The sequence below is a fragment of the Cryomorpha ignava genome (assembly GCF_010686655.1).
Lineage (GTDB): Bacteria > Bacteroidota > Bacteroidia > Flavobacteriales_D > Cryomorphaceae > Cryomorpha > Cryomorpha ignava.
In genome coordinates this window covers 278,108-301,000 of the sequence record NZ_JAAGVY010000001.1, presented here as the reverse complement: position 1 = coordinate 301,000, position 22,893 = coordinate 278,108, and the positions used below count along the sequence as shown (strand labels likewise).

Genomic DNA, 22,893 nt, shown 5'->3' with positions numbered 1-22,893 from the left:
TTTCCATGCTAAAGATACATTAAAATTCAAATTTAATACCCTGTGCCAGCGGTAATTCTTCGCTGTAGTTAATAGTATTTGTCTGACGACGCATATAAACCTTCCAAGCGTCGCTTCCCGATTCGCGTCCACCGCCTGTTTCTTTTTCGCCTCCAAAGGCGCCTCCTATTTCGGCTCCGGATGTGCCAATATTTACATTGGCAATGCCACAATCAGATCCTTGTTGAGAAAGAAATCTTTCTGCTTCACGCAAGTTTGTAGTCATAATAGCCGATGAAAGTCCTTGAACTACACCATTTTGTAAGTCTATTGCTTCTTCAAGTGTTTTATATTTAATCAAATATAAAATTGGGGCAAACGTTTCGTGCTGTACTATTTCGTACGCATTCTCTACCTCTGCGATGGCTGGCTTTACATAGCATCCAGATTCATATCCTTCCCCATCTAATACACCACCTGAAACCAGAATATTTCCTCCTTCAGACTGTACTTTTTTAAGTGCGGATTCGTATGCTTTCACTGCATCTTTGTCAATGAGTGGGCCTACATGATTTTTCTCATCAAGCGGATTTCCAATGCGAAGTTGTTTGTAAGCATTAATTAATATGTCTTTTAGCTCGTCGTATCTTGATTCGTGGATAATTACTCGCCTTGTAGAAGTACATCGTTGGCCGGCTGTTCCAACAGCCCCAAATACAATTCCTGGTACGGCTACATTTAAATCAGCATTTTCGGTAATAATCATAGCATTGTTTCCGCCCAACTCAAGAAGTGATTTTCCAAGTCTGGCTGCAACTGCTTGGGCAACAATTTTACCCATTCTGATAGAGCCGGTAGCTGATATTAGAGCCACATGCTTGTCATTCGTTAAGTATTCTCCAATTTTATAATCGCCATTAATAAGGCAACTTATTCCTTCAGGCAAATTGTTTGCTTCAAGCACTTCCACGAAAAGATTTTGACATGCTATAGAACAAAGCGGTGTTTTTTCAGACGGTTTCCAAATGCAAACGTCTCCAGAAATCCATGCAAGAGCTGTATTCCAACACCACACGGCGACAGGAAAGTTAAATGCAGATATAATTCCTACTACTCCCAGTGGATGGTATTGCTCGTACATACGGTGTTTAGGCCGCTCACTGTGCATTGTAAGGCCATGTAGCTGACGTGAAAGACCAACCGCAAAATCACAAATGTCTATCATCTCTTGGACTTCTCCAAGGCCTTCTTGAAGCGATTTTCCCATCTCATAACTTACAAGGGTTCCGAGTTCGTGTTTCTTCTCACGTAAAATATCGCCATACTGACGAACAATTTCTCCTCTTAGCGGTGCAGGTTTCATCCTCCATTCCAGAAAAGCAGCATTAGCAGTTTTTATTACCTGATTATAGTCGTCTTGAGTAGCTGTGCTCACTTTAGCGATTGCAGAACCATCAACCGGAGAATAACTGGTTATTTCGCTTCCCGAGCCAAAAGATTTACGTCCCGTAGAACATCCATCATTTACCTCTTTAATGTTTAGTGCTTTTAAAATAGGCTTTATATCCGTAACGGATTTTGCAGTCATTGTATCCATAAAATCTAATTTTTTGCAAAGGTACGGTTATTTGGCAAACTTCAACCATTGATTGATTGATATAAGTACTTGATTATAAGTTATTTAAATTAATTTACTGAAATTTCGGTTTATTATTTTTTTGTATGATACACTACCACCCAGACGGTTGAGCGTATTTTTAAGGCCTTTAAGAGCGTTTTTTGCGAAAAATGTAAATTTGACTTGAAAAAGAGTGCTTTGTGGTTCGTGCTTTTAGGTTTGAAATCGCTCCTGAAAATATTCCTCTTATTAAATTGCTTCCCTTATATTTCTCGCTTAGCATGGAAACGTAATATGAATCAAAAATCATCGGTTTAGTTTTAATATGTTCAAAACCATTTTTCTTCAGCAAGGCGCGCACGTTTTTCTCAGTAAAGTGCCATAAATGACGAGGTACGTCATATGCAGCCCAGTAGTTTTTATAATATTGTGCATCAAATGAATTGTGATTAGGAACAGCAATAGTGAGAATTCCACCTTCTATTAAATTGGATTTATGCTTCAGAATAATTTCATTTAAATTCGTAACATGTTCCAGAACATGCCACATTGTTATAGAAGCATATTCTTTAGAAGACGATTTATATTCTATAGCATCTTGTATCTTAATTCCCTTCTGTGATCCTATTTTTCGTGCTTTTTCGTCAGGTTCAAACCCTTCGCACGATATGTTTTTTGACTTTAGAAAATCGAGATATGCACCTGTTCCCGCGCCGTAATCCATCCAGGTTCCACGTGGAACATATTTGGCGTAAGCTTTATATTTAAGCCTTAGATTAATTTTCTGTATTTGATGGTAAAGTTTATTTATAAACCCTTTTTTGGTGTCACTATGAGAAATGTAGTCTTCCGATTCGTAATATTTTGAAAGATCTTCGTCGGTTGGTCTCGGGTTAGTTAATAAAAAGCTACAGGTTGTACATCTTACAATTTTGAATTCTTCTTTTGAAATACTGTAATCTTTTAAGGACAGTGCCGGTTGAAAAGATTTGGATTCACAAATTGGACAAATCAAAACCACAGTCATTGAAGATGATTTTTCGGGTAAAGTTATATTTTTTTGAGATGGTTCCACGTGGAACAATTTAACGGCCGACAAATATCATAAGCACAGAAATATCTGATGGAGATACTCCGCTTATGCGTGATGCCTGACCGATGGTTTGAGGTTTAATCTTCGAGAGTTTCTCTGTAGCTTCTGCACTGAGCGATTTTACGTTTCTGTAATTAAAATCGGAATGGAGCTTAATGTTTTCAAGTCGGGATATACGGTCAGCCATGTCTTGCTCCTTATCGATATACCCTTCATATTTCATTCTGATCTCGCAAGCTTCCATGGCTTCTTTGGTGAGATCTTTGCCAAATTCTATTTCTTTTCGCTGTATAAAACTGGTTAATTCAGTACTGGCCTGAACCAATTCTTTCATGCCAATATTTGGGCGAATGATGATTGATCTAACTTTAACCTGTTGTGTAATTGGACTCGAATTGTGGCTTTCAAGTACAGGATTCATTTCTTGAGGAGTGACTCCCACTCTTGAAAATTGTTTATCAATTGACTGAATGATATCACGCTTTTTTTCAACTCGTTTCAGTCTTTCAGTACTAGCCAGACCCAAGGCGTGCGCTTTTGGAGTAAGACGAAGATCTGCATTATCCTGACGCAGAAGTATGCGATACTCTGCGCGTGACGTAAACATTCGGTATGGCTCTTCGGTGCCTTTTGTGATTAAATCGTCAATTAATACACCAATATAAGCTTCGCTGCGCTGAAGCGTAAACGGATCTTTCTCCAGCACTTTTCTGTTAGCGTTTATTCCTGCCATCATTCCCTGACAAGCCGCTTCTTCATAACCGGTTGTCCCATTTATCTGCCCGGCAAAGAAAAGTCCATCTACAAGTTTAGTTTCCAACGAATGGGTGAGCTGAGTAGGTGGAAAATAATCGTATTCTATTGCATATCCGGGACGAAACATTTTTACATTTTCAAGACCCGGAATATGGCGTATTGCTTTTAGTTGAACATCTTCCGGCAGGCTTGAGCTAAATCCATTTAAATAGATTTCAACGGTTCTCCTTCCTTCCGGTTCTATGAATATTTGGTGTCTTGTTCGCTCTGAAAAACGATTTATTTTATCCTCAATTGATGGACAATACCTAGGGCCGATGGATTTAATTCGTCCATTAAACATAGGTGATTTATCAAAACCCTCGCGCAAAATATCGTGCACTGTAGGATTTGTGTAGGTAATATGACACGGCACTTGGTTTTGAACGGGTAGTGTATCAGAAAATGAGAATTTTCCAGGCTCTTCATCACCTGGTTGTTCTTCAATTATTGAATAATTTACCGTTCTTCCATCTAATCTTGGCGGTGTTCCTGTTTTCATTCTACCGTGCTCAAAGCCGAAATCTATGAGCTGTTCTGTAATTCCAAATGAAGCTTTTTCTCCGGCACGACCTCCACCAAAATTTTTCTCACCAATATGGATCAGTCCATTCAGAAAAGTACCGCTGGTTACAACTACAGTTTTACTTTTTATTTCAATTCCAATGCTTGTAACAACACCCCCTACTCTACCTTTTTCGTCAACAATCAGATTTTTTACCATATCCTGAAAGAAATCAACATTGGGTGTTTGCTCCAGCATATAACGCCATTCTTCTGCAAATTGCATCCGATCATTTTGTGTTCTGGGGCTCCACATTGCAGGGCCTTTTGACATATTGAGCATTCGGAACTGGATAGTACTTCGATCACTTACAATCCCAGAATATCCACCAATAGCGTCTATCTCTCTGATAATCTGACCCTTAGCAATACCGCCCATAGCCGGATTACACGACATCTGGCCGATTGTATTCATGTTCATAGTTACCATAAGGACTGTTGAGCCCAGATTGGCTGCAGCTGCTGCGGCTTCGTTACCGGCGTGGCCGCCACCTACTACGATTACGTCGTATTCCTGAAGCATGATTTTTAGGGGTATTTTGCGAATTAAAAAGTGCGCAAAGATAGGTAATAATCTTCTTTACCTGTCATTGTGGCTTTTGCATCAGATTCTTTATCAGAATATCCGCAAAGGTGCAATATGCCGTGTATCATAACCCGGTGCAATTCCTTAGTGCTATTTACAGCGTATTTAAGTGCGTTGTCTCGCACACGCTCTATACTGATATAAATCTCTCCAGAAATGGTTTCATCTTCCGAATAATCGAATGTAATGATATCTGTATAGGTATCGTGGTTGAGGTATTTTTGATTTATTTCCAGAAGCGATTCATCGCCAGTAAAAACAAAAGCTATTTCTCCAGGATCAAAACCTTCAGCGACCACAGTTTCTCGCAGCCATTCTCGAATAGTATCCTTTTTATCGAGGTCGAAATCGATACTATCAGATTGAAAGGAAATAAGATTTTCAGCCATTTCAGGCAGAAACTTCTACCGGTTTGGTAAGGTTACTAAAAACGATTTCCACTACTCTGCCATTTTCAAGAAAGGTCATTTCGTCAGAAAGGTGACGCATCAAAAATACACCTCGACCGTTTGGTTTCTCCAGGTTTTCAGGAGAAGTTGGATCGGGAACATTTTCAAAGTCAAATCCAGGACCTTCATCTTCTATTCTGAAGTAGAATTTTTTTGGACTTGCCTCGTATTGCAAGATTACCTTTTTATCCGGATCGTTTCTATTTCCGTGATAAATCGCATTGTTTGCGGCCTCCGTAAGGGCAATTAGAATGTTCCCGTAATGCTCTTCGGGTATGTTATGCTTTTCGCAAAGTTCATCAATTAGCCTTTCAACTATAGTAATGTTTTCGCCTTGTGATGAGAAATCTATGGTCTTCATTTATTTAGATTCGGTCGGTGTCATCTTATACTTAGTCCTCAAAATTAAGAAAATAATCATTCACTCGCTCTTTGTAATAGGGCTTTAAATCTGGAGGCACTGTTCTAAGTAATTCTATTTCGCGTGCTTTTCGCTTATTGTACTCTAAATATCGCTCGGGGTTACTGGGTTCGTAGGGTTTTGGCGAATTACTTTCGCGTTTATTATCGTACTCCCTTTCGCGCTCGGCTTTTTCAGATTCGAGCAATCTGGTGAGGATGTCCTGCTGCCGTTTAAATGTTTCCCGGGTTATTTCCTGATTTACCAGGTCGCGTTCAGTTTCTTCCATTTTTTCTGCAATATCTTGCAGCCCTTTCCCCTCTCCTTTTCCTTGTTCATTTAGTTTTTGCGCCATCTTTTCAATTTCGCGTCTTATAGCAGCTTGTTCCGCGGCCATTTGAGCAATTTCTTTACTCATTCCCTGTCCACCCATTCCTGGCTTTTTACCACCGGGTTTCTGGCCTTTTTCAAGTGCTTTCTGCATCTGCTCCAGCTTTTTGCCCATGGCCTCCTGCATTTTACTCATTTTACCTTCAGAGGGTTTATTTCCCATCCCGCCGGGTTTTTCGCAATTTCCCTTTCCGGGATTTTGACTAGACATTTGCATTTGCATCTGCTGTAAAGCCTCGTCTAGAAGAAGTGCTAAATTGTTGTACGAGGTCATTACATACTGCTGGCGGCTAGTAGCATCTGCTGTTTTACGCTCACCAATATCTTCTATTGCTTTGGCAATATTTTGGTTTACCAAACCAATTTCACGGTTTACGATTGCTTCTATCTGCACTACGCGTTTGCTCAAGGCGAATAAAGAATCTTCAACCATTTGGCTGTCGTCTTCAAGCTTTTTCTGTTTCTGCCCTAGCTCTACATATTTTGGATCGTCGCGTTCTATTACCCGCAAATTTTCCATTATTCCTTCCTGGTCAAACGAGAGCTGAATGATATTTTCTAATAAGGCGCGCAGTGACTCCATATCTTCCTGTGCGTTTTCAGATTGCGATCCGCTCATGGCAGATTCCATTTGCTTTGCCATCTCCTGCATTTGCTCTGCGGCATCTTGCTGCGATTCCGAAGCCTTACTTTTCTTGTTCTTTTCAAGCGATTCAGATGACTCTTTCATGTCTTCTTTAATCTGCTCTTCCATACTTTCAGTGTCGGGCATTTCATTAGGCCGCTCAAGCTCCTCATTTTGCTTTTCCAGGGCCTTTAAATCTTCTTGAAGTTTTTCAAATTCTTCATTTAATTTATCCTGCTCTTCCTTCAGTTCTTCTTTCGATTTATCGCCGTCTTTACTCTCTTCGCTTAGTTCTTCCTGCTTTTTGGCCAGCTCTTCAAGCTTGTCCAGAGTTTTTTCAAACTCCTGTTCAAACTCTAGTTGCTTAAAGATCTCAAGGGTTCTGTCCAATTCTTTTTCCAGCTCCTCATTACTCATTTCCATGTTCTCCAGCTCCTCTCTAATCTTCTCTTGGTCAAGTTGTTGCATAAGCTCTTCAAGCTTTTTATACATCTCTTTCATCTCTTCGCTCATCAACTCGTTAAACATTTTTTCGAGCTGTTGCTGCTTTTGCATAATGCTCTCGCTCTGCTGCATGTACTTTTCCTGATTCTGCTGCGAATTTTTACGTTCCTCTTTTAGTTGATTTACGTTCTTTTCAAGTTCCTTTTGCTTTTTCAAGAGATCTTCAATCCGCTTTTTATCCTGCCAGCTCATATCTTTTTTCTGCAGCAGGTCTTTATTTATCTCTCCGAGTTCTTTTTGCAATTCTGCAGCATCTTTAATGCTTTGCTCAATTTTCTCTTTTACGCTTTCCGATGATTCTTTGCGCTCTTTATCAAGCTCATCAAGGCTTGGAGCTTTAAAGCTTTTACGGTTGCTACGAGACGATTTTGACCCGTTTACCCCGTCATTATCCCATACTTCAAAATAATAGTCTATTTCGTCGCCGGGATTTAACCCCATAGCGCTGAAGTCTTTAAAGTGAAAAAACTCTTGGGCGGCCTGTCCGGTTAGGGTTATTTTGTCTATTTCGGTTTTCTCTTCACCACCGATGCTGCGTAAGGTGTAGTAAAAATCTAGTCTTGTAATGCCGTAATCGTCGCTCACCCCACCAGAAAAGTAAATACGTTCCTGATCGGTTGAGTCTCTGGTTTCTCTAACCTGAATTCTGGGATAAGCATCTTTTAGTACATCTATCCGATAATCTATCGTGTCTTTACCTCCTACAATGGTGTTAAGCGCTGCCACACTGTATAGCTGGTTGCTCGTAACTCTTCGTTGATAATTAAATTTCTGGGCTTCGCGAGGTTGAAGTCTAAAGGCAGAATCAGCGAAAGCAAGATAAAGTTCTTCGGTATTTCTGGTAGAAAATTTCCATCCGATACGCGTTCCTTCTGGTACACGCATATTTCCGGTATTGCTCAGCGTTTCGTTTGGTTTCTTTAGGTAATCGGGATACGAAAGATCGACAGTAAAATGCAGTACAGACGGTGTAGGTAGCACATCTAGAATAAAATTCTTGCTGTAAAAGCCATCTGCGAGAAGCTTAAACGGCACTTGGTTTCTCACATTTTTAAAAGTGTAAGAAAAGGTGCCATCGGTATTTCGCTTTAAGCGGAAAAGCTTACCGCCCAAATCTACGCTCATGGCACCGGGAGCATAGGTACCGTTGGTTTCTACTTTTAAATGATAGTCTTCGTTTAAGGGAACTTTAAGGGAATCATTTACAATAATAAAATCAAAAGGCGCTTCAGGCACGTAATCTACATTGTACGATACAATTCTTTGACTACCATCTTTTAAAATAGAGGGAGAAACGACGAGCAGGATAATGGCCAAAACAACCGGCGGGACTACGTACTTAAGGTATTTTCGATTTTCACCAAAATTAACCGCTGCAACAAAAGGGACAGGTTGTAATTCTTCAATGCGCTGGTCTATACTGGCAATAAGTAGCGAAGAATCGCTTGTACTTAATTCGGCTTGTCGCTTAAGCTGTAGCGTGTTAAGTAGCTTATCGCTGATGTTTGGAAAGTGATTTCCAATCATGCGAGAGGCTTCGTCGTGGGAGATGAGTTTCCCCATTCGCGCAAGCTTAAAGACGGGAATTAAGATGAAACTTATAAAAAGTGCCGCAAAAGTAAATACCAAACCGAAGAAAAGTGCAGTACGCACAGTGGACGAAAACCTACCGAAGTACTCTAAAACCGCCGAGAGCAAAAACGCTGCAAGCCCAATAGCCACGAAGTAAATAGCTCCCCGAATAATTTGATTCAGGTAGTATTTTCGTGTAAAAGCATCAAGCTTTTCAATAAGCTTGTCGTAGGTTTTATTCATGCCTTAAAGTACAATCAAGTTTAGCGTCTCTGCGAATGGGCTAAGTTAATGAATGTTAAGCAGATTTTACCCTTTTGCTATGGTATATTTGCTCAGGTTTAATCGTCTCCCATCTTGTATACTAACGCTAAGCCATCCCTTTTTGGTACAATTCAAACTATTTTTAACCATTAACTCTTCCATTTCTTCGAGCGAAACAACGGGAGAATAGGTGTTTAATATCAGAATTCCCCCTTTATTTAGTAGGCCTGTAGTGGTTTTTACCAATTGAGGTAAAAGGTTTTCAAGTTTCCAGCGTACCCCTTTTTTTCCTTGGCCAAAGACGGGTGGATCCATGATGATAAAATCGTATTTCGAGCCGCGTTTTAGTTCCCTTTCGGCAAATTTTAGCGCATCGTCGCACACCCAGTGAATGGTTGAAACATCAGAAAGCTGGGCATTCCTTGCTGCCCATTTAATAACAGATTTCGATGAATCGACGTGAAAAACATCGCCACCGGCATTGGCGGAAGCCAAACTTGAAGCACCTGTATAGCCGAATAGATTTAACACCCGATGACCCGGTTTTACGTGTTTCTCCAGATATTTCCAATGCTTTTCCTGCTCGGGAAATACCCCCACATGTTTGTACTTTCCAGGGGTGAGTTCCAGTGTCCACTGTTTATTTGCTGATGCATACTCACATAACCATTGGGCGGGTAAATCGTTAATATTTATCCATTTACCTGTTTCCTTTCCAGAATCAGAATACTGTCCATGAGCCATTTTTTGCCAGGCTTCATTGCTCAGGGTTTTTGGCTTATTGGCCAGTATTTCCGGTCGGTTTAGAATACATTTTCCAAACCGCTCAAGCTTTCTGCCATTGCCAAAATCAATCAGTTCGTAATCAAGGCTATTTTCCATCCTGCTGCGAAGATAAGCTTCAAATCAAAACATATATCTTTGCACCCAAATTTTGAGAGAATATGACCGATGCTAAAGTGCGTGTAAGATTTGCGCCCAGCCCAACCGGACCCCTTCATATTGGTGGAGTTCGCACAGCCTTGTACAATTATTTATTTGCCAAAAAACACGGCGGAGACTTTTTGCTACGGATAGAAGATACTGACCAGACGAGGTTTGTACCCGGAGCGGAAGAATATGTAATAGAAGCATTAAAGTGGTGTGGAATTACACCCGATGAAGGCCCGGGATTTGGCGGAGAATACGGACCGTACCGCCAAAGCGACCGAAAAGGGTCGTACAGAGAATACGCCGAGCAATTGATCAAAGATGGCAAGGCGTACTATGCATTTGATACTTCGGAAGAGCTTACAGAGATGCGCGATCGCTTAAAACTGGCAAAAGTTGCATCGCCGCAGTACAATACAATAACTCGTGAAACAATGCGCAACTCACTAACAATGAGCAGCGATGATGTTGAAAACCAAATAGCTGAAGGTATGCCCTACGTTATTCGATTTAAAATGCCTCGAAAAGAAGAGGTTCGCGTTCATGACATTATTCGTGGATGGGTTTTGGTAAATACCGATACGCTTGATGACAAAGTACTTTTTAAAAGTGATGGAATGCCCACGTACCACCTTGCCAATATCGTGGACGATCATAAAATGAAAATCACGCATGTAATACGTGGAGAAGAATGGTTGCCATCGGCTCCGCTTCACGTTTTGCTTTATGAGGCGTTTGGTTGGGAAGCTCCCAAATTTGCTCACCTTCCGTTACTTTTAAAACCGGATGGAAATGGGAAATTGAGCAAGCGCGATGGCGATAAGCTTGGCTTTCCTGTATTTCCACTTGAGTGGAAAGACCCAAGTTCTGGCGAAATATCGAGTGGATACCGCGAACAAGGATATTTTAAGGGTGCTTTTATAAATATGCTTGCTTTTTTAGGATGGAATCCCGGAACTACGCAAGAGCTATTTTCAATGGATGAGCTTATTCAGGCTTTTACGCTCGAGCGTGTTGGAAAAGCAGGAGCGAAGTTTGATCCGGATAAAACAAAATGGTTCAATCAGCAGTATTTGCGTTCTAAGACCGATGCCGAATTGGCGGAAGCCATAAAGCCAATTTCTGAAGAAATGGGCTATCAAAAATCTGACGAATTCCTTGCAGGCGTGTGCACATTAATGAAGGAGCGCGCATCATTCATACCCGAAATTGTAACCGGGGGAATCTACCTTTTTGAGAAACCTGAAACTTATGACGAGAAAACGGTAAGTAAAAAATGGAAAGAAGATACTCCAGATCGTATGCGTTCACTAATGGGAGATTTTGAAAAGATCGAAAATTTTGACTCTTCGGAAATCGAAGTGGTTTTTAAAGCCTTTTTGGAACGGGAAAGCCTGGGAATGGGAGCGGTGCTGCCAAACCTGCGTTTGCTAGTAACGGGCGAGGGCATGGGGCCCAGCCTGTTTGAAATCATGGCTCTGCTCGGAAAAGAGGAAAGTCTGGATCGAATGAAAACCGGAATTGATAAACTGAGCTAATGCATACCATAGAAGTCAGCGGAATAAAAGTTTATGCCTATCACGGTTGCCTTGCCGAAGAGGAGCGAATAGGAGGGAACTACATTGTAGATTTGCGCGTGCACGCCGACTTAACAGATTCGTTTACAAGCGATAAGCTGCACGACACAATTGATTATGTATTTTTAAACCGGATTGTGGAGGAGGAGATGGCTGTACGATCTAAACTTATTGAGCAGGTTGCTCACAGAATTTTGAAACGAATTAAGGAGAGCGACCGTAGAATTGAGCGTGTTAGTGTAAAAGTTCGCAAGCTCACACCGCCAATAAATGGCGATGTAGAAGAGGTAGCGGTACTGATAGAATCATAGTATTCGCATGATTTTTACAAAGGTTTGCTTACTTAGTCAGTTTAATTTCTATTTTTGCAATCCTAACACAAAATAAGGTCACGTGGCCGAGCGGTTAGGCAACGGTCTGCAAAACCGTGTACAGCAGTTCAAATCTGCTCGTGACCTCATAGAAACCCTAAAGTTGAAAGATGCTTTAGGGTTTTTTTATGGGATAAAGTTTCTCAACTGGATTCACGAGCGGTTTTGAACTGCTCAGTTCAACGGCGCAGCCCTCTTTGAACACCATTGAAAATAAACACTTGTGAAAAAAATCTGCTCGTGACCTCATAGAAACCCTAAAGTTGAAAGATGCTTTAGGGTTTTTTTATGGGATAAAGTTTCTCAACTGGATTCACGAGCGGTTTTGAACTGCTCAGTTCAACGGCGCAGCCCTCCCTTCATTCCTTTGCGACTTTCTTAGCGTGCTTGCACGCCTTAGCGCTCTCAAAGCTATCACACCAAAACGAACTTAAACTTTGCGCACTTGGCGGTAAAATTCAAAAGCGCGCCAGCGCTCCCCACACCAGTACTCCCCAGTGGTGAAAAAACCCGCTCAGTGGGGTTAGTTAGCTCTTTACCTCATTAGCGATTCCAATGTTAAAGACAATGTAATCGAACTATCCCGTCATCTTGCGGCTCCCAGCAAAATCAATCTATATGCGAAAATGTCCGCCTGGTTTTCTAATCCCAGTATTGCTTTACAAGAAATTTGACCTTTAGTATAAATGAGAAACAGGAAAGTCTCTCGGCAAGGTCGGGGTTACTTCGTGAACCCTCAATCGTTAATTGATCCACACAAGTAAAACCGACCGGCGTGCGAAAATGCACGCCTGGTTTTTTAATCCAAAAGGTGCTTTACAAGCAAGCTTGAAGCACCTTTTGGATTAAAAAACCCCAAATGCAAAAAAGCATTTGGGGTTTTGCTTGTGACCCGGGAGGGGTTCGAACCCCCAACCATCAGAGCCGAAATCTGATATTCTATCCAGTTGAACTACCGAGCCAATACTGCCGCAAAGGTACAGGTTTCCAAGAATATTTAAATGTCTTTTCAGAAATTTACAGTTTCTCATATCAAAAACGTTTATTTTGCGTTAAGTCAATCTAAGATGAAATATATTTACAACGTTTTGCTAATGCTTATCGTGGCGATTACCAGCCTGAATAGCAGCGCCCAAAGTGCCATTGGCACCTGGAAAGATTACCTCAATTATTCACGAACCATTGATTTGGACATCCTAAATGGGAAGGTATATGTGGCAAACCGGAACTCTATTTTCATTTACGATACTGAAGATAATAGTCTGACAAGATTGAATAAAGTCAATGGGCTCTCTGATATAAATATCGTTTCTATTAGTGCCTCGACACTTGAAAACAACGTGTTTATTGGTTACGCCAATGGGAATATAGATATTATTTCAGGCAATAATATCAGAAACTTCGCAGATATTAAGAATAGTTCTGTTGTAGGCGATAAGGCTATCAGGCATATTTCATACAATGGAAACACGGCTTTTATTTCTACCGGTGTAGGTATTTTGGAGTTTGATACGGAAAAGATTGAGGTAAGTGATACTTACGGTATAACCGCTGTTGGGAATGTATCTATAAACGAAACCGCCGTGCTTAATGACACTCTTTTTGCGGCGACAAATGAAGGGTTGTATTATGGATCGCTTGCGAATGATTTGACCATTTTTTCCAATTGGACCCTCGACCTTTCAACCCCGGCCCCTTTCGACAATGTAAAAAATTGTGCGGCACAAGACGGGAAGCTCTATATTAATTTACCAACAGCCTCTTTCCCAGCATTATATATCCGAAATACTGATTATTCCTGGATAGGGGTGAACGGCTCTGCTGATATATCTAAGGTTAAGTCTACTCCCGGCGGGCTGGCGCTCACAGCTGGTTATTATACAGAACTTAAACGTCCCGACGGACTTGGTCCAGCAATTCAGATTACAGATTATGGTGAGCAATCTATGTCAGCCAATGCGGTTACCGCAACTGCCGAAGGAGTAATGTGGATTGCCGATAGGAATATAGGGCTTGTAAAAAGAAATGTAGATAATACTTTTGAATTCATTTACCCCGACGGACCCGCCAATAACAGTAGTTTTGACCTGGATTTTAAATTTGAGCAGCTTTGGGTTGGCACAGGCGAACCACAACGCCCGGGCACTTGGAATAATAATTACAGACTTGATGGATTTTACAGTTATATAGATGGATCATGGAACAACTATACGGCTACCACAGACCCCATGTTACTGGACGGACTGTTTTTTGATATTCCAAAGATTTATATTGACCCGGATGATGAAAATCAGGTGTATATCGGATCTTTTTACAGCGGCTTGCTTTCGGTTGAGAATCAGGAGATTGATACGCTATATAACGAAACGAATTCTTCGCTGGGATCTTGGATAGGAGGTCCGCGAAATGATGGTTTAGAATGGGTGGGCGTAGCAGGAATTGTAAAAGATCAGTCCAAAAATTTATGGGTTACAAACGCACGAACAGATAGACCTTTATCAGTAAGAACACCCGAAGGGGCGTGGAAAAGCTTTGACTTGCTTGGTCCTCAAGGGATTTCCACAAACAAAGTTTTAACTGATATTCTTATTGATCAGCAAGATCAGTTATGGATGATATTGAACAGAGGCGGAATTGTTGTTTTTGATACCGGAAATTCGCTAACTGACGAATCTGATGATAAATTGAGAGTATTGACAGCCGAGGTTGGCGGTGGCGGATTGCCCACAAATGAAGTGCAATGTATTACCGAAGACCTTGACGGCGAAATATGGGTAGGTACAACCGATGGTGTCGCAGTATTTTACTCGCCTTTTGATGCGCTTACAAATAACTTTTCGGATGCACGTCGTATTCTGGTTCAGCAAAATGGAATTTTTCAATATCTTCTAGAAGGTCAGGCAGTAAGCACAATTGCCATAGATGGAGCCAATAGAAAATGGATAGGAACCTTTGGAGCAGGGGTGTTTTTAATGTCAGAAGATGGCACAGAGGAGATACAGCGATTCACCTCCGAAAATAGTCCGCTCATAAGCAATCAAATAAATGATATTGTAATTGATAATAAAACCGGCGAGGTGTTTATCGCCACTCAAGAGGGTCTTGTTTCGTATATTTCGGATGCCACGCTTGGCCAGAGAGAAAACAATTGTACTTCGGTATTTCCAAATCCGGTTCGCGAAAATTATACCGGACCAATTTCTATTACCGGCCTTTTACGCGATAGTCAGATTAGAATTACAGACACTCGCGGGAATCTCATTTTTAAGACAGTGTCTAATGGTGGAACTGCTATTTGGGATGGAAAAAACACTGATGGACAGCGGGTTGCAACAGGAGTTTATTTTGCGCTTTCAAGCGATAGCGAGGGCGAATCAACCTGTGTGAGTAAGATATTGGTTGTGAAGTAATGCCTGGTACCACAGAAGGGATTGTCCTCAAAAAAGTGAGTTATTCCAGCTCATCGGCAATTGCAACCATCTACACCCGAAAATTTGGGCAAACACCTTTTATGGTTCGCGGCATTGGCAAAAAAGGAGGTAAATCTGCAGCCCTACAACCACTTACAAGAGTCGAAATTGTATGCCGCTTCCGCGAAAAAAACCAAGTGCAAAGTCTTACGGGACTTACCGTCAAACCTGGCTCCGGCTTTTCAGGTCACCCTGTTAAGGCAGCGACTTCTATGTTTCTGGCCGAATTTTTATACAAAGCCCTTCGTGTAGAATCTGCCGATGAAGAACTTTACGATTTTTTAGATTCGGCACTCGAATATTTTGCCGACGATGAGAATTCTACCAACTTTCACCTGATTCTACTCATTAAGCTTACCCGTTTTTTTGGTTTTCACCCTTCCGGGAAATGGAGCGAAAAAAGCAACTGGTTTGACCTATTGAATGGCTTATATACTACCGATAGAAATAGCTCTCTCCACATGCTTGAACCTCGTTTGTCTTGGTTTCTTTACGAAATGTCGCTCGCAGGATTTGATCAAAAAATAGGTGAATTGACAAATACCGATAGACGAAAACTGCTGCACGCTCTTGTAGAATATTACCAAATTCATCTCGAAGGACTTGGTGAAATAAAATCATTACCTGTTTTGATTGAGATTTTTTCGTGAGATTTGTCGCTAACAACAAAAATTTTCGATCATGAAAACAACCAACCAAAACCTGATCGCACATATCATTATATTCTGTCTATTAATAAGTTCCTGTGAAATGAACATTACCAAAGAAAAAACGAAACCCGACTTTCCCATTGCAAAAAAGCTTGCCGTAACTTCGAATGAGCACGGCATTGAGCGAAGTGATAATTATTTCTGGTTGCGCGAACGCGAAAATCAAGATGTAACTGATTACCTAAACGCTGAGAATGCCTATGCTGAGAAAGAGCTTGCCGATGTAAAAGCATTGCGTGAAAGCCTTTTTGAAGAAATAAAAAGTCGCATAGCCCAAACAGATGTTTCTGCGCCGTATCTTTCTAATGGTTACATGTATTATACAAGATATGAAGAGGGCAATGAACAACCTTTTTACTGTAGGAAAGTACAGGACTCTAAGGAAGAGGAGATTATGCTCAACGCCAATATATTGAGTAAAGATTTAGCTTATTTTGCTATTGGCAGCACGAATGTAAGTCCCAACAATAAGATGATTGCTTATGGAGAAGATACCCTTAGCCGAAGAATCTACAGCATTCGTTTCAAAAATCTGACTACAGGCGAATATCTGGTAGATGTTCTTGAAGGCACTACGGGAAGTACGGCATGGGCAAAGGATAATAAAACGGTTTTTTATACCAAAAAAGATCCTGGTACGCTTCGCGAATTTCAAATATTTAGACATATTCTCGGGACACCGCAATCTGACGATAAAATGGTGTTTGATGAAAAGGATGACACTTTTTATACCCACGCTTATCTTTCAAAATCAGGCGATTACATTTTTATTAACTCGGGTAGTACGCTCACAAGCGAATTTAAATATCTCGCAGCCGATAATCCCACCGGTGACTTCAAGGTTGTAAATCCGCGAAAGCGAGGTCTTGAATATGATGTAGAGCACCTTGGAGGAAATTTTTATATCAGAAATAACGCGAATGGCGCCAAGAATTTTAAAATTTCGAAAGCCCCGATATCAAACCCTGGAGAAGATAATTGGACTGAAGTAATTCCACATCGTGCAGATACTTATATTGATGGATTTGAGGTTTTTAAGGATTTCCTCGTGCTCGAAGAGCGCAATAACGCGCTTACAAAGCTTCATGTATTGCCATGGAAGAATATGAAAAGCGATCATTATATTTCATTTAAAGATCCTGCCTACATGGCGTATATTTCAACAAATGAAGAAATAGATTCGGAAGTGTTACGATATGGATACACCTCGCTCACCACGCCTAATTCTGTTTTTGATTATAACATGAATACCAAGGAATCGGAGTTAATTAAGCAACAGGAGGTAATTGGTGATTTCGATCCGGAAAATTATACTTCAGAGCGCATTTTTGCAGAGTCACGCGATGGCACACTTGTACCAATTTCTATCGTTTACCGAAAGGGATTTAAAAAGGATGGTAAACAGCCGCTACTGCTTTATGGGTACGGGTCTTATGGTATTTCAATGGATGCGTATTTTAGTTCGCAACGCCTTAGCTTGTTTGATAGAGGGTTTGCTTTTGCCATAGCACATATACGCGGCGGGCAGGAAATGGGTCGCGATTGGTATGAAGATGGAAAATTGCTCAAGAAGAAAAACACATTTTACGATTTTATCGATTGTGGTAAATTCTTAATTGAAAAGAATTACACATCTTCAAGTCATCTGTATGCTATGGGCGGTAGTGCCGGTGGTTTGCTAATGGGTGCCGTAATAAATATGGAGCCCGAAATGTGGAATGGGATAGTGGCACAAGTTCCCTTTGTGGATGTAATTAATACCATGCTCGATGAAACTATTCCGCTTACTACAGGTGAGTACGACGAGTGGGGAAATCCAAATGATAAGGAGTATTTTGAATATATAATGAGCTATTCGCCTTACGACAATATTAAAAAGCAAAACTATCCCTCACTCTTGATAGCCACAGGTTTACACGACTCTCAAGTGCAGTACTGGGAGCCGGCTAAATGGACTGCGAAGCTGCGTGAATTGAAAACCGATACAAACGACTTATTTCTGGTTACAAACATGGATACCGGCCACGGAGGATCATCTGGCAGGTTTGAACGCTTTAAAGAAGTGGCACTTGAATATGCGTTTTTATTGCGACTTGAAGGGATTGAGCAATAGGCAATGAGCAATAGGCAATTTGCAATGAGCAATAGGCAATATTCAATAAGCAAAAAATAAGTAAGCTTTTACGGGTATAATGTGTTCTTTATCAGTGTTATGAACCAGCTATTTAAGTTGGGCATTGAGGGAGGTGTGAAGAGGGGAAGTGCAATTGACGTGTCCAAGAACTAAAAACCAAAGACAAAAAACCCATTAAGAAACAATAGGCTCAATTCCCAGAATATCGTCTATTTCGAGCTTTAGGAGCTTGGCAGGGTCAGAATTGGTGGCTATTTGTTGCGACATTAATTTTTTGTGCTCAATATAACTCGCGAAGTATATTGCTTTATCTGTTTCGGGAAGGTCTTTCCAAACTACACCAAACACTTCTTTACCCGACCGCAATTTAATCTTGCAGTGGTGATGGAAAAACGATTGTAGCTCAGTATAATTCATAACAAATATTGCAACACTAAAGGTGCAACATCTACATCATAAATCATACAAAAAATTGAGGCTTTTATACACAATTTCCGAAAACTCCTAAATTTAGGGGATTTCAGGAAAGGTTGCTGATCGTAAAATGGCTTCGATTTCGCGTGTGTACTCCCGTTTATCAAATTTAGGGGCGAAGACAAAACCCGAAATAGAAACCACATTTCTGTTGTCATTAGAAGTGGTTGTTAATGCCATAAATGATCCGCCCATAAAGTAATTCTCAGTTTTCCATAAGCCTCGCGTAAGGAGGTTGTACCGGTCGTTGAGGTTTATAACTTCAGATGTGGGAGGATATTTATATTCGGTGGTCATATAAGTTCCCTCTTTTGGTCCAGGGACGTTTTCTTTTAAAAGCGAATCGCGAACAGACAGCGCTGCCGATTGCGTAAGCGCAGAATCAGAAGTATAAGGATATTTAAAAATGAAAATTCCCTGCGTAATATCGTGAGGCGTATTGCCCATGTATTTAACGCGCTCACGGCGAATCCACAAAAAATTGTTACTTTCTTTAGCAACTTTAAAATCATCTGGAAGATAGATAGATACACCATATTCGTTTTCGATTTTTTCTTGCAAAGCAGTGTTTCCATGATCTCGGTAGCGCGACTGAATTCGATTTATCTCGGTTTTATTGAGGAGAGATGTCACTTTATCAAACTCTGAATCAAGGAGTTTATAAAAAGCTTCTTCGTCTGTTGCCGTTATCTTAATAAAAAGCTGATCGCTACTCCATTTTTCCTTTTGAAACGAGATTTTATTCTCACCTTCAGCGTTTGGGCCTATTACTACTTCAATAATATTTCGATGGTTTTGGAGCATTTTACTCATTTGCGCGGGAGTAAAATGAAGTACAGAAAATGAAGGTTCGCCTTGTGGTAACTGTGGGTATAGCGTTTCCAATCGCGCGCGCAGGCTATCTCCGGGAGCGGCATCATAAGTATTATCGGGCATAATAATTAGAACCTCGCCTGGCATACCCGAGTGGCGCGGAAGACTTCGTTGGCTAGCTTGGTCTGTACAATTTGAAAAAGTAATTAAGGCTATAAGCAGAGCAATGAGCAAACGAAATCTTAGAATCATGAGGTAGGCGGAATTTTAATTTTTTGTCCGGGTTTTAAGCGGTTGTAATTTAAATCAGAATTTGCAGATTTAATGTCATTGACCGAGATTCCGGGATACATTTTTGCAATATCCCAAAGCGTATCGCCAGATTGAACCGTGTGAAACTTCTGATCAACAGGGCTATTCCCAACAGATTTCGTGCCACTTGTGGATGCTGTAACAGTTTTAGTTGAGGCGGGTTTTGGCTTTTCTGCCAGTGTTTCTTCGCCAGCTTTTGTTTCTACTGTTTTTCTTATTTCCAGTTTTTGTCCAGGATGTATCGTGTTTCCACGAATGTTGTTCCATGCGCGAAGATCAGAAAGACCCACTCCGTTTCGCTGCGCAATAACACCAAGTACATCGCCACGCTTCACGGTATAATAATTTACCACATCTTCTACCACAATACCATCTACTGGCTGCGGAGCGTCTTCATTATAGTGATAGAGGCTGTCTTCATTAGCCAAATACATACCTATAGCTTCTACCGGAAGGTAAAGGGATCTGCATCTCGGACTCTCGGGAATAACATTGCGTTTTAAACTTGGGTTTAGGAGCTCGAGTTGAGCAACGGTCATACCCGTAAAATGTGCTATTTGATCAAAAGTTGCTTTCCTACAAACTTGAATAGTATCGACCTGGGCATACAGAAATTCTGGTTTTGCAGGGTAGATATTGTGCTCGGCGGCATAATTCATTACATAATTTACAGCGATAAAAGCAGGTACGTAGCTACGCGTTTCGCGTGGCAAGTAATCTCTTATTCCCCAATAGTCGCGTTTGCCGCCAGAGCGGCGTATAGCTTTATTGACATTTCCCGGGCCGGAATTATAAGCTGCCAAAACCATATTCCAGTCGCCGTATATGCCATACAAATAGCGCATATAGCGACAAGCCGCAATGGTACTTTTATAGGCATCACTGCGATCGTCAACATAAGAATCTACCTCCAAACCGTAAATACGGCCTGTATTGTACATAAATTGCCATAGACCTGATGCGCCAACCCTTGAGCGGGCAGATGCATTTAATGCAGATTCAACCACCGCGAGGTGTTTTAGCTCGATTGGAATGTCGAATTGATCTAATTTCTCTTCAAACAATGGATAATAAAGTTCGGAAAGACCTAAAACCCGTGATGTGAGTTCGCGCTTGCGATCTACATAAAGGGCAATAAAAGCTTTTACGTATCGGTTGTATTCCAGGTCGAGTGGAGTAGCTTGATTTAATACTTCCAGACGGCTCATAAGAATAGAGTCGTTATATTCTGGAATAAAGCCACAGGGATAGTTGTAAATATTCTGACAGATTGTGTCACCGTCAAAGTTTTGCCAGTGCAGGCGTTCGTCAGCCCATAAGCTATCCATTGCGATAAGCACAGGATCGTCCGGAAAAATTTCCGCAACTAAAGTGTCACCTTCAGTGACTTTCGTAGAATCTGTGAGGCTAATGGCATGGGAGGCATTTGCCGAAAAGGCGATAAAGCCAAGTAGCACAGATAGTTGCTTAATGTGGATTCCGAGTGGCATTATTTTTTTATTTAAGGGTTGCCAATCTATACGCATCTCGCGTACGAAGGTTTGACAAATGAGCCTAAAAATAAGAAGAAAAAAGGAAAGAATTTATTATGCTTTTAACGCGACGATGTTCATTAAGTTGTGCGAAAAGTCTAAAAGCAACTTTTCGTTAAATGCGGCGCTCATAAATTGGGCTCCAAAAGGCAATCCTGACTTGCTGTGCTTAAAAAGCGGTAGCGATATGGCCGGGGTGCCTACTAAATTCGCATGAACAGTAAAAATATCTTCGAGATACATTTTTATCGGATCGTCCATATTTGCTCCAAATTTAAACGCGGTAGCCGGCGTAGTAGGAGAGAGCAATAGATCGTAATCTTCAAAAAGAGATTCGGTTTTTTCTTTTATCAGGCGACGTACTTTTTGTGCTTTCCCATAATATGCATCGTAGTATCCGGCACTAAGTACAAAAGAGCCCAGCATAATGCGGCGCTTTACTTCTTTTCCAAATCCTTCGGTGCGGCTTTTTAAATACGTTGATTCAATATCTGTAGCTGCACTGCTGCGGTAACCATAGTGAATACCGTCGTATCGCGATAAATTAGACGAAGCCTCGGCGGTGGTTAAAACGTAATAAGTGGGCACTAAATAGTCTAATTCTTCAAGCCTTACAGGGTCAACTGTATGACCTTCTGCGCGCAGCTGTTCAATTAGCTTCAGCTGACTCTCCTTTACTTCAGGGTCAAGCGATTTGCTGTCAAGGCACTCCTGGATAAAACCGATTTTAAGTGGTTTGGGATTTTCGGAAAAATCGCTGTAAGCATCTACTTTTTGAGAGCTGCTTGTGGTATCCATCGAATCCTTGCCCGCCATAATTTCCAGAACAAGTGCAGCATCTGAAACACTTTGTGAAAGCGGCCCGATTTGATCAAAAGAAGATGCAAATGCTATAAGACCGTGACGGCTAATTCGGCCGTAAGTGGGCTTAATACCAACTACTCCGCAAAAAGAAGCCGGCTGACGAATAGAACCTCCCGTATCGCTTCCTAGAGCTACAAGGCAACAGTCTGCTGCAACTGCGGCGGCCGAGCCACCTGAAGAGCCTCCCGGTACGTAATCTTTATTGACTGGGTTTTTAACCGGGCCGTATGCGGAATTTTCATTCGATCCACCCATTGCAAACTCGTCACAGTTTACACGTCCAATAATCAATGCATCTTCTGCAAGCAATCGATTAATGGCTGTAGCGCTGTAAAGCGATTCAAAGTCTTTGAGAATCTTAGATGAAGCGCTAATTTTGTGATCTTTATAGCAGATATTGTCTTTGATGGCAATAACCATTCCTGCCAGTTTACCCGCATTTCCAGCTTTGATTTTTGATTGAACAGCTGCAGCCTTATCCAGGATTTCAGACTTGAAAACCTCAAGGAATATGTTTAAATCTACAGTTTCTTCAATGCGCTGCAAGTAGTGATTTACCAATGAGGGCATATCAATTATTTCGGCAGACAAATCACTTTGGATAGCTTCTAAGGAGCGGTAGGAATTCACAAATAAATCTTACTTTTCTTCGGTTGATGTATTGTTTTTTCCCTTAGTGGTGTCTTCGTTGGTGGCATCTTTAAATTCTTTCATACCCTTGCCAAGCCCACGCATCATTTCGGGAATTTTTTTACCGCCAAAAAGCAGTAAAACAATTACAGCAATCAGGACAACCTGTGGCCATCCAATCATTCCTAATATTATTGAAAGCAGCATAGCTTTTATTTTTTACAAAAGTACAAAAAA

At 41.1% G+C, this 22,893-nt stretch carries 17 protein-coding genes and 2 tRNA genes; 6 read left to right on the top strand and 13 right to left on the bottom strand.

Translation table 11 applies throughout. The features are described from left to right. Window positions 1-19: 19 nt before the first annotated feature. From amaB to G3O08_RS01225, 7 genes are all read right to left on the bottom strand, one after another. A complete protein-coding gene (gene amaB, locus G3O08_RS01255) occupies window positions 20-1,567 on the bottom strand; it encodes an L-piperidine-6-carboxylate dehydrogenase (protein WP_163282869.1) in 1,548 nt (515 codons plus the stop codon). Between the two features lie 178 nt (window positions 1,568-1,745). Continuing rightward, entirely contained in the window at window positions 1,746-2,624 is an 879-nt protein-coding gene (locus G3O08_RS01250; protein ID WP_163282841.1) for a class I SAM-dependent methyltransferase, read from the bottom strand. A 58-nt stretch (window positions 2,625-2,682) separates the two neighbouring features. Then, entirely contained in the window at window positions 2,683-4,572 is a 1,890-nt protein-coding gene (mnmG, locus tag G3O08_RS01245; RefSeq protein ID WP_163282840.1) for a tRNA uridine-5-carboxymethylaminomethyl(34) synthesis enzyme MnmG, read from the bottom strand. A gap of 23 nt (window positions 4,573-4,595) precedes the next feature. Beyond that, window positions 4,596-5,024, bottom strand: a complete 429-nt coding sequence (ybeY, locus tag G3O08_RS01240) for an rRNA maturation RNase YbeY (protein ID WP_163282839.1) — start codon at window positions 5,022-5,024, stop codon at window positions 4,596-4,598. 1 nt (window position 5,025) lies between these two features. Continuing rightward, window positions 5,026-5,445 (bottom strand): ATP-binding protein, encoded by a 420-nt coding sequence (locus G3O08_RS01235; protein ID WP_204336729.1) that lies wholly within the window; start codon window positions 5,443-5,445, stop codon window positions 5,026-5,028. Between the two features lie 31 nt (window positions 5,446-5,476). Continuing rightward, on the bottom strand, window positions 5,477-8,818 hold the full coding sequence (locus tag G3O08_RS01230) for a DUF4175 family protein (protein WP_163282838.1): 3,342 nt from the start codon (window positions 8,816-8,818) through the stop codon (window positions 5,477-5,479). Between the two features lie 66 nt (window positions 8,819-8,884). Beyond that, entirely contained in the window at window positions 8,885-9,721 is an 837-nt protein-coding gene (locus tag G3O08_RS01225; protein ID WP_163282837.1) for a class I SAM-dependent methyltransferase, read from the bottom strand. A 62-nt stretch (window positions 9,722-9,783) separates the two neighbouring features. On the opposite strand from G3O08_RS01225, the gene gltX reads away from it, so the two are divergent. From gltX to G3O08_RS01210, 3 genes are all read left to right on the top strand, one after another. Beyond that, the gene (gene gltX, locus G3O08_RS01220) at window positions 9,784-11,307 is read left to right on the top strand and encodes a glutamate--tRNA ligase (protein ID WP_163282836.1); all 1,524 of its coding nucleotides are present in this window, start codon (window positions 9,784-9,786) and stop codon (window positions 11,305-11,307) included. After that, window positions 11,307-11,657 (top strand): dihydroneopterin aldolase, encoded by a 351-nt coding sequence (gene folB / locus G3O08_RS01215; protein ID WP_163282835.1) that lies wholly within the window; start codon window positions 11,307-11,309, stop codon window positions 11,655-11,657. Before gltX ends, folB begins: the two co-directional genes overlap by 1 nt. 76 nt (window positions 11,658-11,733) lie before the next feature. Then, window positions 11,734-11,804: transfer RNA gene (locus G3O08_RS01210), tRNA-Cys, on the top strand. An 801-nt stretch (window positions 11,805-12,605) separates the two neighbouring features. Here the strand turns inward: G3O08_RS01210 and G3O08_RS01205 are convergent. Next, a tRNA-Arg gene (locus G3O08_RS01205) sits at window positions 12,606-12,679 on the bottom strand. 105 nt (window positions 12,680-12,784) lie between these two features. On the opposite strand from G3O08_RS01205, the gene porZ reads away from it, so the two are divergent. The 3 genes from porZ to G3O08_RS01190 are packed head-to-tail and all read left to right on the top strand — an operon-like array spanning window position 12,785 to window position 18,010. After that, window positions 12,785-15,127 (top strand): type IX secretion system anionic LPS delivery protein PorZ, encoded by a 2,343-nt coding sequence (gene porZ, locus G3O08_RS01200; protein ID WP_163282834.1) that lies wholly within the window; start codon window positions 12,785-12,787, stop codon window positions 15,125-15,127. Further along, window positions 15,127-15,837 (top strand): DNA repair protein RecO, encoded by a 711-nt coding sequence (gene recO, locus G3O08_RS01195; protein ID WP_163282833.1) that lies wholly within the window; start codon window positions 15,127-15,129, stop codon window positions 15,835-15,837. The genes porZ and recO overlap by 1 nt, the downstream gene beginning before the upstream one ends. Window positions 15,838-15,868: 31 nt before the next feature. Next, the gene (locus tag G3O08_RS01190) at window positions 15,869-18,010 is read left to right on the top strand and encodes a S9 family peptidase (RefSeq protein ID WP_163282832.1); all 2,142 of its coding nucleotides are present in this window, start codon (window positions 15,869-15,871) and stop codon (window positions 18,008-18,010) included. 195 nt (window positions 18,011-18,205) lie between these two features. Here the strand turns inward: G3O08_RS01190 and G3O08_RS01185 are convergent, their stop codons facing one another. The 5 genes from G3O08_RS01185 to G3O08_RS01165 all read right to left on the bottom strand — a co-directional run bounded on the left by G3O08_RS01185 (window position 18,206) and on the right by G3O08_RS01165 (window position 22,860). Continuing rightward, a complete protein-coding gene (locus tag G3O08_RS01185; protein ID WP_163282831.1) occupies window positions 18,206-18,448 on the bottom strand; it encodes a hypothetical protein in 243 nt (80 codons plus the stop codon). A gap of 93 nt (window positions 18,449-18,541) precedes the next feature. Next, window positions 18,542-19,570, bottom strand: a complete 1,029-nt coding sequence (locus tag G3O08_RS01180) for a DUF4837 family protein (RefSeq protein WP_163282830.1) — start codon at window positions 19,568-19,570, stop codon at window positions 18,542-18,544. After that, window positions 19,567-21,120: a lytic transglycosylase domain-containing protein gene (locus G3O08_RS01175; RefSeq protein ID WP_163282829.1), complete on the bottom strand. Its 1,554-nt coding sequence runs from the start codon at window positions 21,118-21,120 to the stop codon at window positions 19,567-19,569. The genes G3O08_RS01180 and G3O08_RS01175 overlap by 4 nt, the downstream gene beginning before the upstream one ends. Window positions 21,121-21,216: 96 nt before the next feature. Next, window positions 21,217-22,656 carry an Asp-tRNA(Asn)/Glu-tRNA(Gln) amidotransferase subunit GatA gene (gene gatA / locus G3O08_RS01170; protein ID WP_163282828.1) on the bottom strand — a complete coding sequence of 480 codons (1,440 nt, stop codon included), beginning with the start codon at window positions 22,654-22,656 and terminating at the stop codon, window positions 21,217-21,219. A gap of 9 nt (window positions 22,657-22,665) precedes the next feature. Further along, the gene (locus G3O08_RS01165) at window positions 22,666-22,860 is read right to left on the bottom strand and encodes a Sec-independent protein translocase subunit TatA/TatB (RefSeq protein WP_204336732.1); all 195 of its coding nucleotides are present in this window, start codon (window positions 22,858-22,860) and stop codon (window positions 22,666-22,668) included. Between the last annotated feature and the right edge of the window lie 33 nt (window positions 22,861-22,893).

Coding starts and splice junctions, on each gene's coding strand:
- amaB (WP_163282869.1), bottom strand. CDS start 1,567: ATGACTGCAAAATCCGTTACGGATATAAAGCCTATTTTAAAAGCACTA.
- G3O08_RS01250 (WP_163282841.1), bottom strand. CDS start 2,624: ATGACTGTGGTTTTGATTTGTCCAATTTGTGAATCCAAATCTTTTCAA.
- mnmG (WP_163282840.1), bottom strand. CDS start 4,572: ATGCTTCAGGAATACGACGTAATCGTAGTAGGTGGCGGCCACGCCGGT.
- ybeY (WP_163282839.1), bottom strand. CDS start 5,024: ATGGCTGAAAATCTTATTTCCTTTCAATCTGATAGTATCGATTTCGAC.
- G3O08_RS01235 (WP_204336729.1), bottom strand. CDS start 5,445: ATGAAGACCATAGATTTCTCATCACAAGGCGAAAACATTACTATAGTT.
- G3O08_RS01230 (WP_163282838.1), bottom strand. CDS start 8,818: ATGAATAAAACCTACGACAAGCTTATTGAAAAGCTTGATGCTTTTACA.
- G3O08_RS01225 (WP_163282837.1), bottom strand. CDS start 9,721: ATGGAAAATAGCCTTGATTACGAACTGATTGATTTTGGCAATGGCAGA.
- gltX (WP_163282836.1), top strand. CDS start 9,784: ATGACCGATGCTAAAGTGCGTGTAAGATTTGCGCCCAGCCCAACCGGA.
- folB (WP_163282835.1), top strand. CDS start 11,307: ATGCATACCATAGAAGTCAGCGGAATAAAAGTTTATGCCTATCACGGT.
- porZ (WP_163282834.1), top strand. CDS start 12,785: ATGAAATATATTTACAACGTTTTGCTAATGCTTATCGTGGCGATTACC.
- recO (WP_163282833.1), top strand. CDS start 15,127: ATGCCTGGTACCACAGAAGGGATTGTCCTCAAAAAAGTGAGTTATTCC.
- G3O08_RS01190 (WP_163282832.1), top strand. CDS start 15,869: ATGAAAACAACCAACCAAAACCTGATCGCACATATCATTATATTCTGT.
- G3O08_RS01185 (WP_163282831.1), bottom strand. CDS start 18,448: ATGAATTATACTGAGCTACAATCGTTTTTCCATCACCACTGCAAGATT.
- G3O08_RS01180 (WP_163282830.1), bottom strand. CDS start 19,570: ATGATTCTAAGATTTCGTTTGCTCATTGCTCTGCTTATAGCCTTAATT.
- G3O08_RS01175 (WP_163282829.1), bottom strand. CDS start 21,120: ATGCCACTCGGAATCCACATTAAGCAACTATCTGTGCTACTTGGCTTT.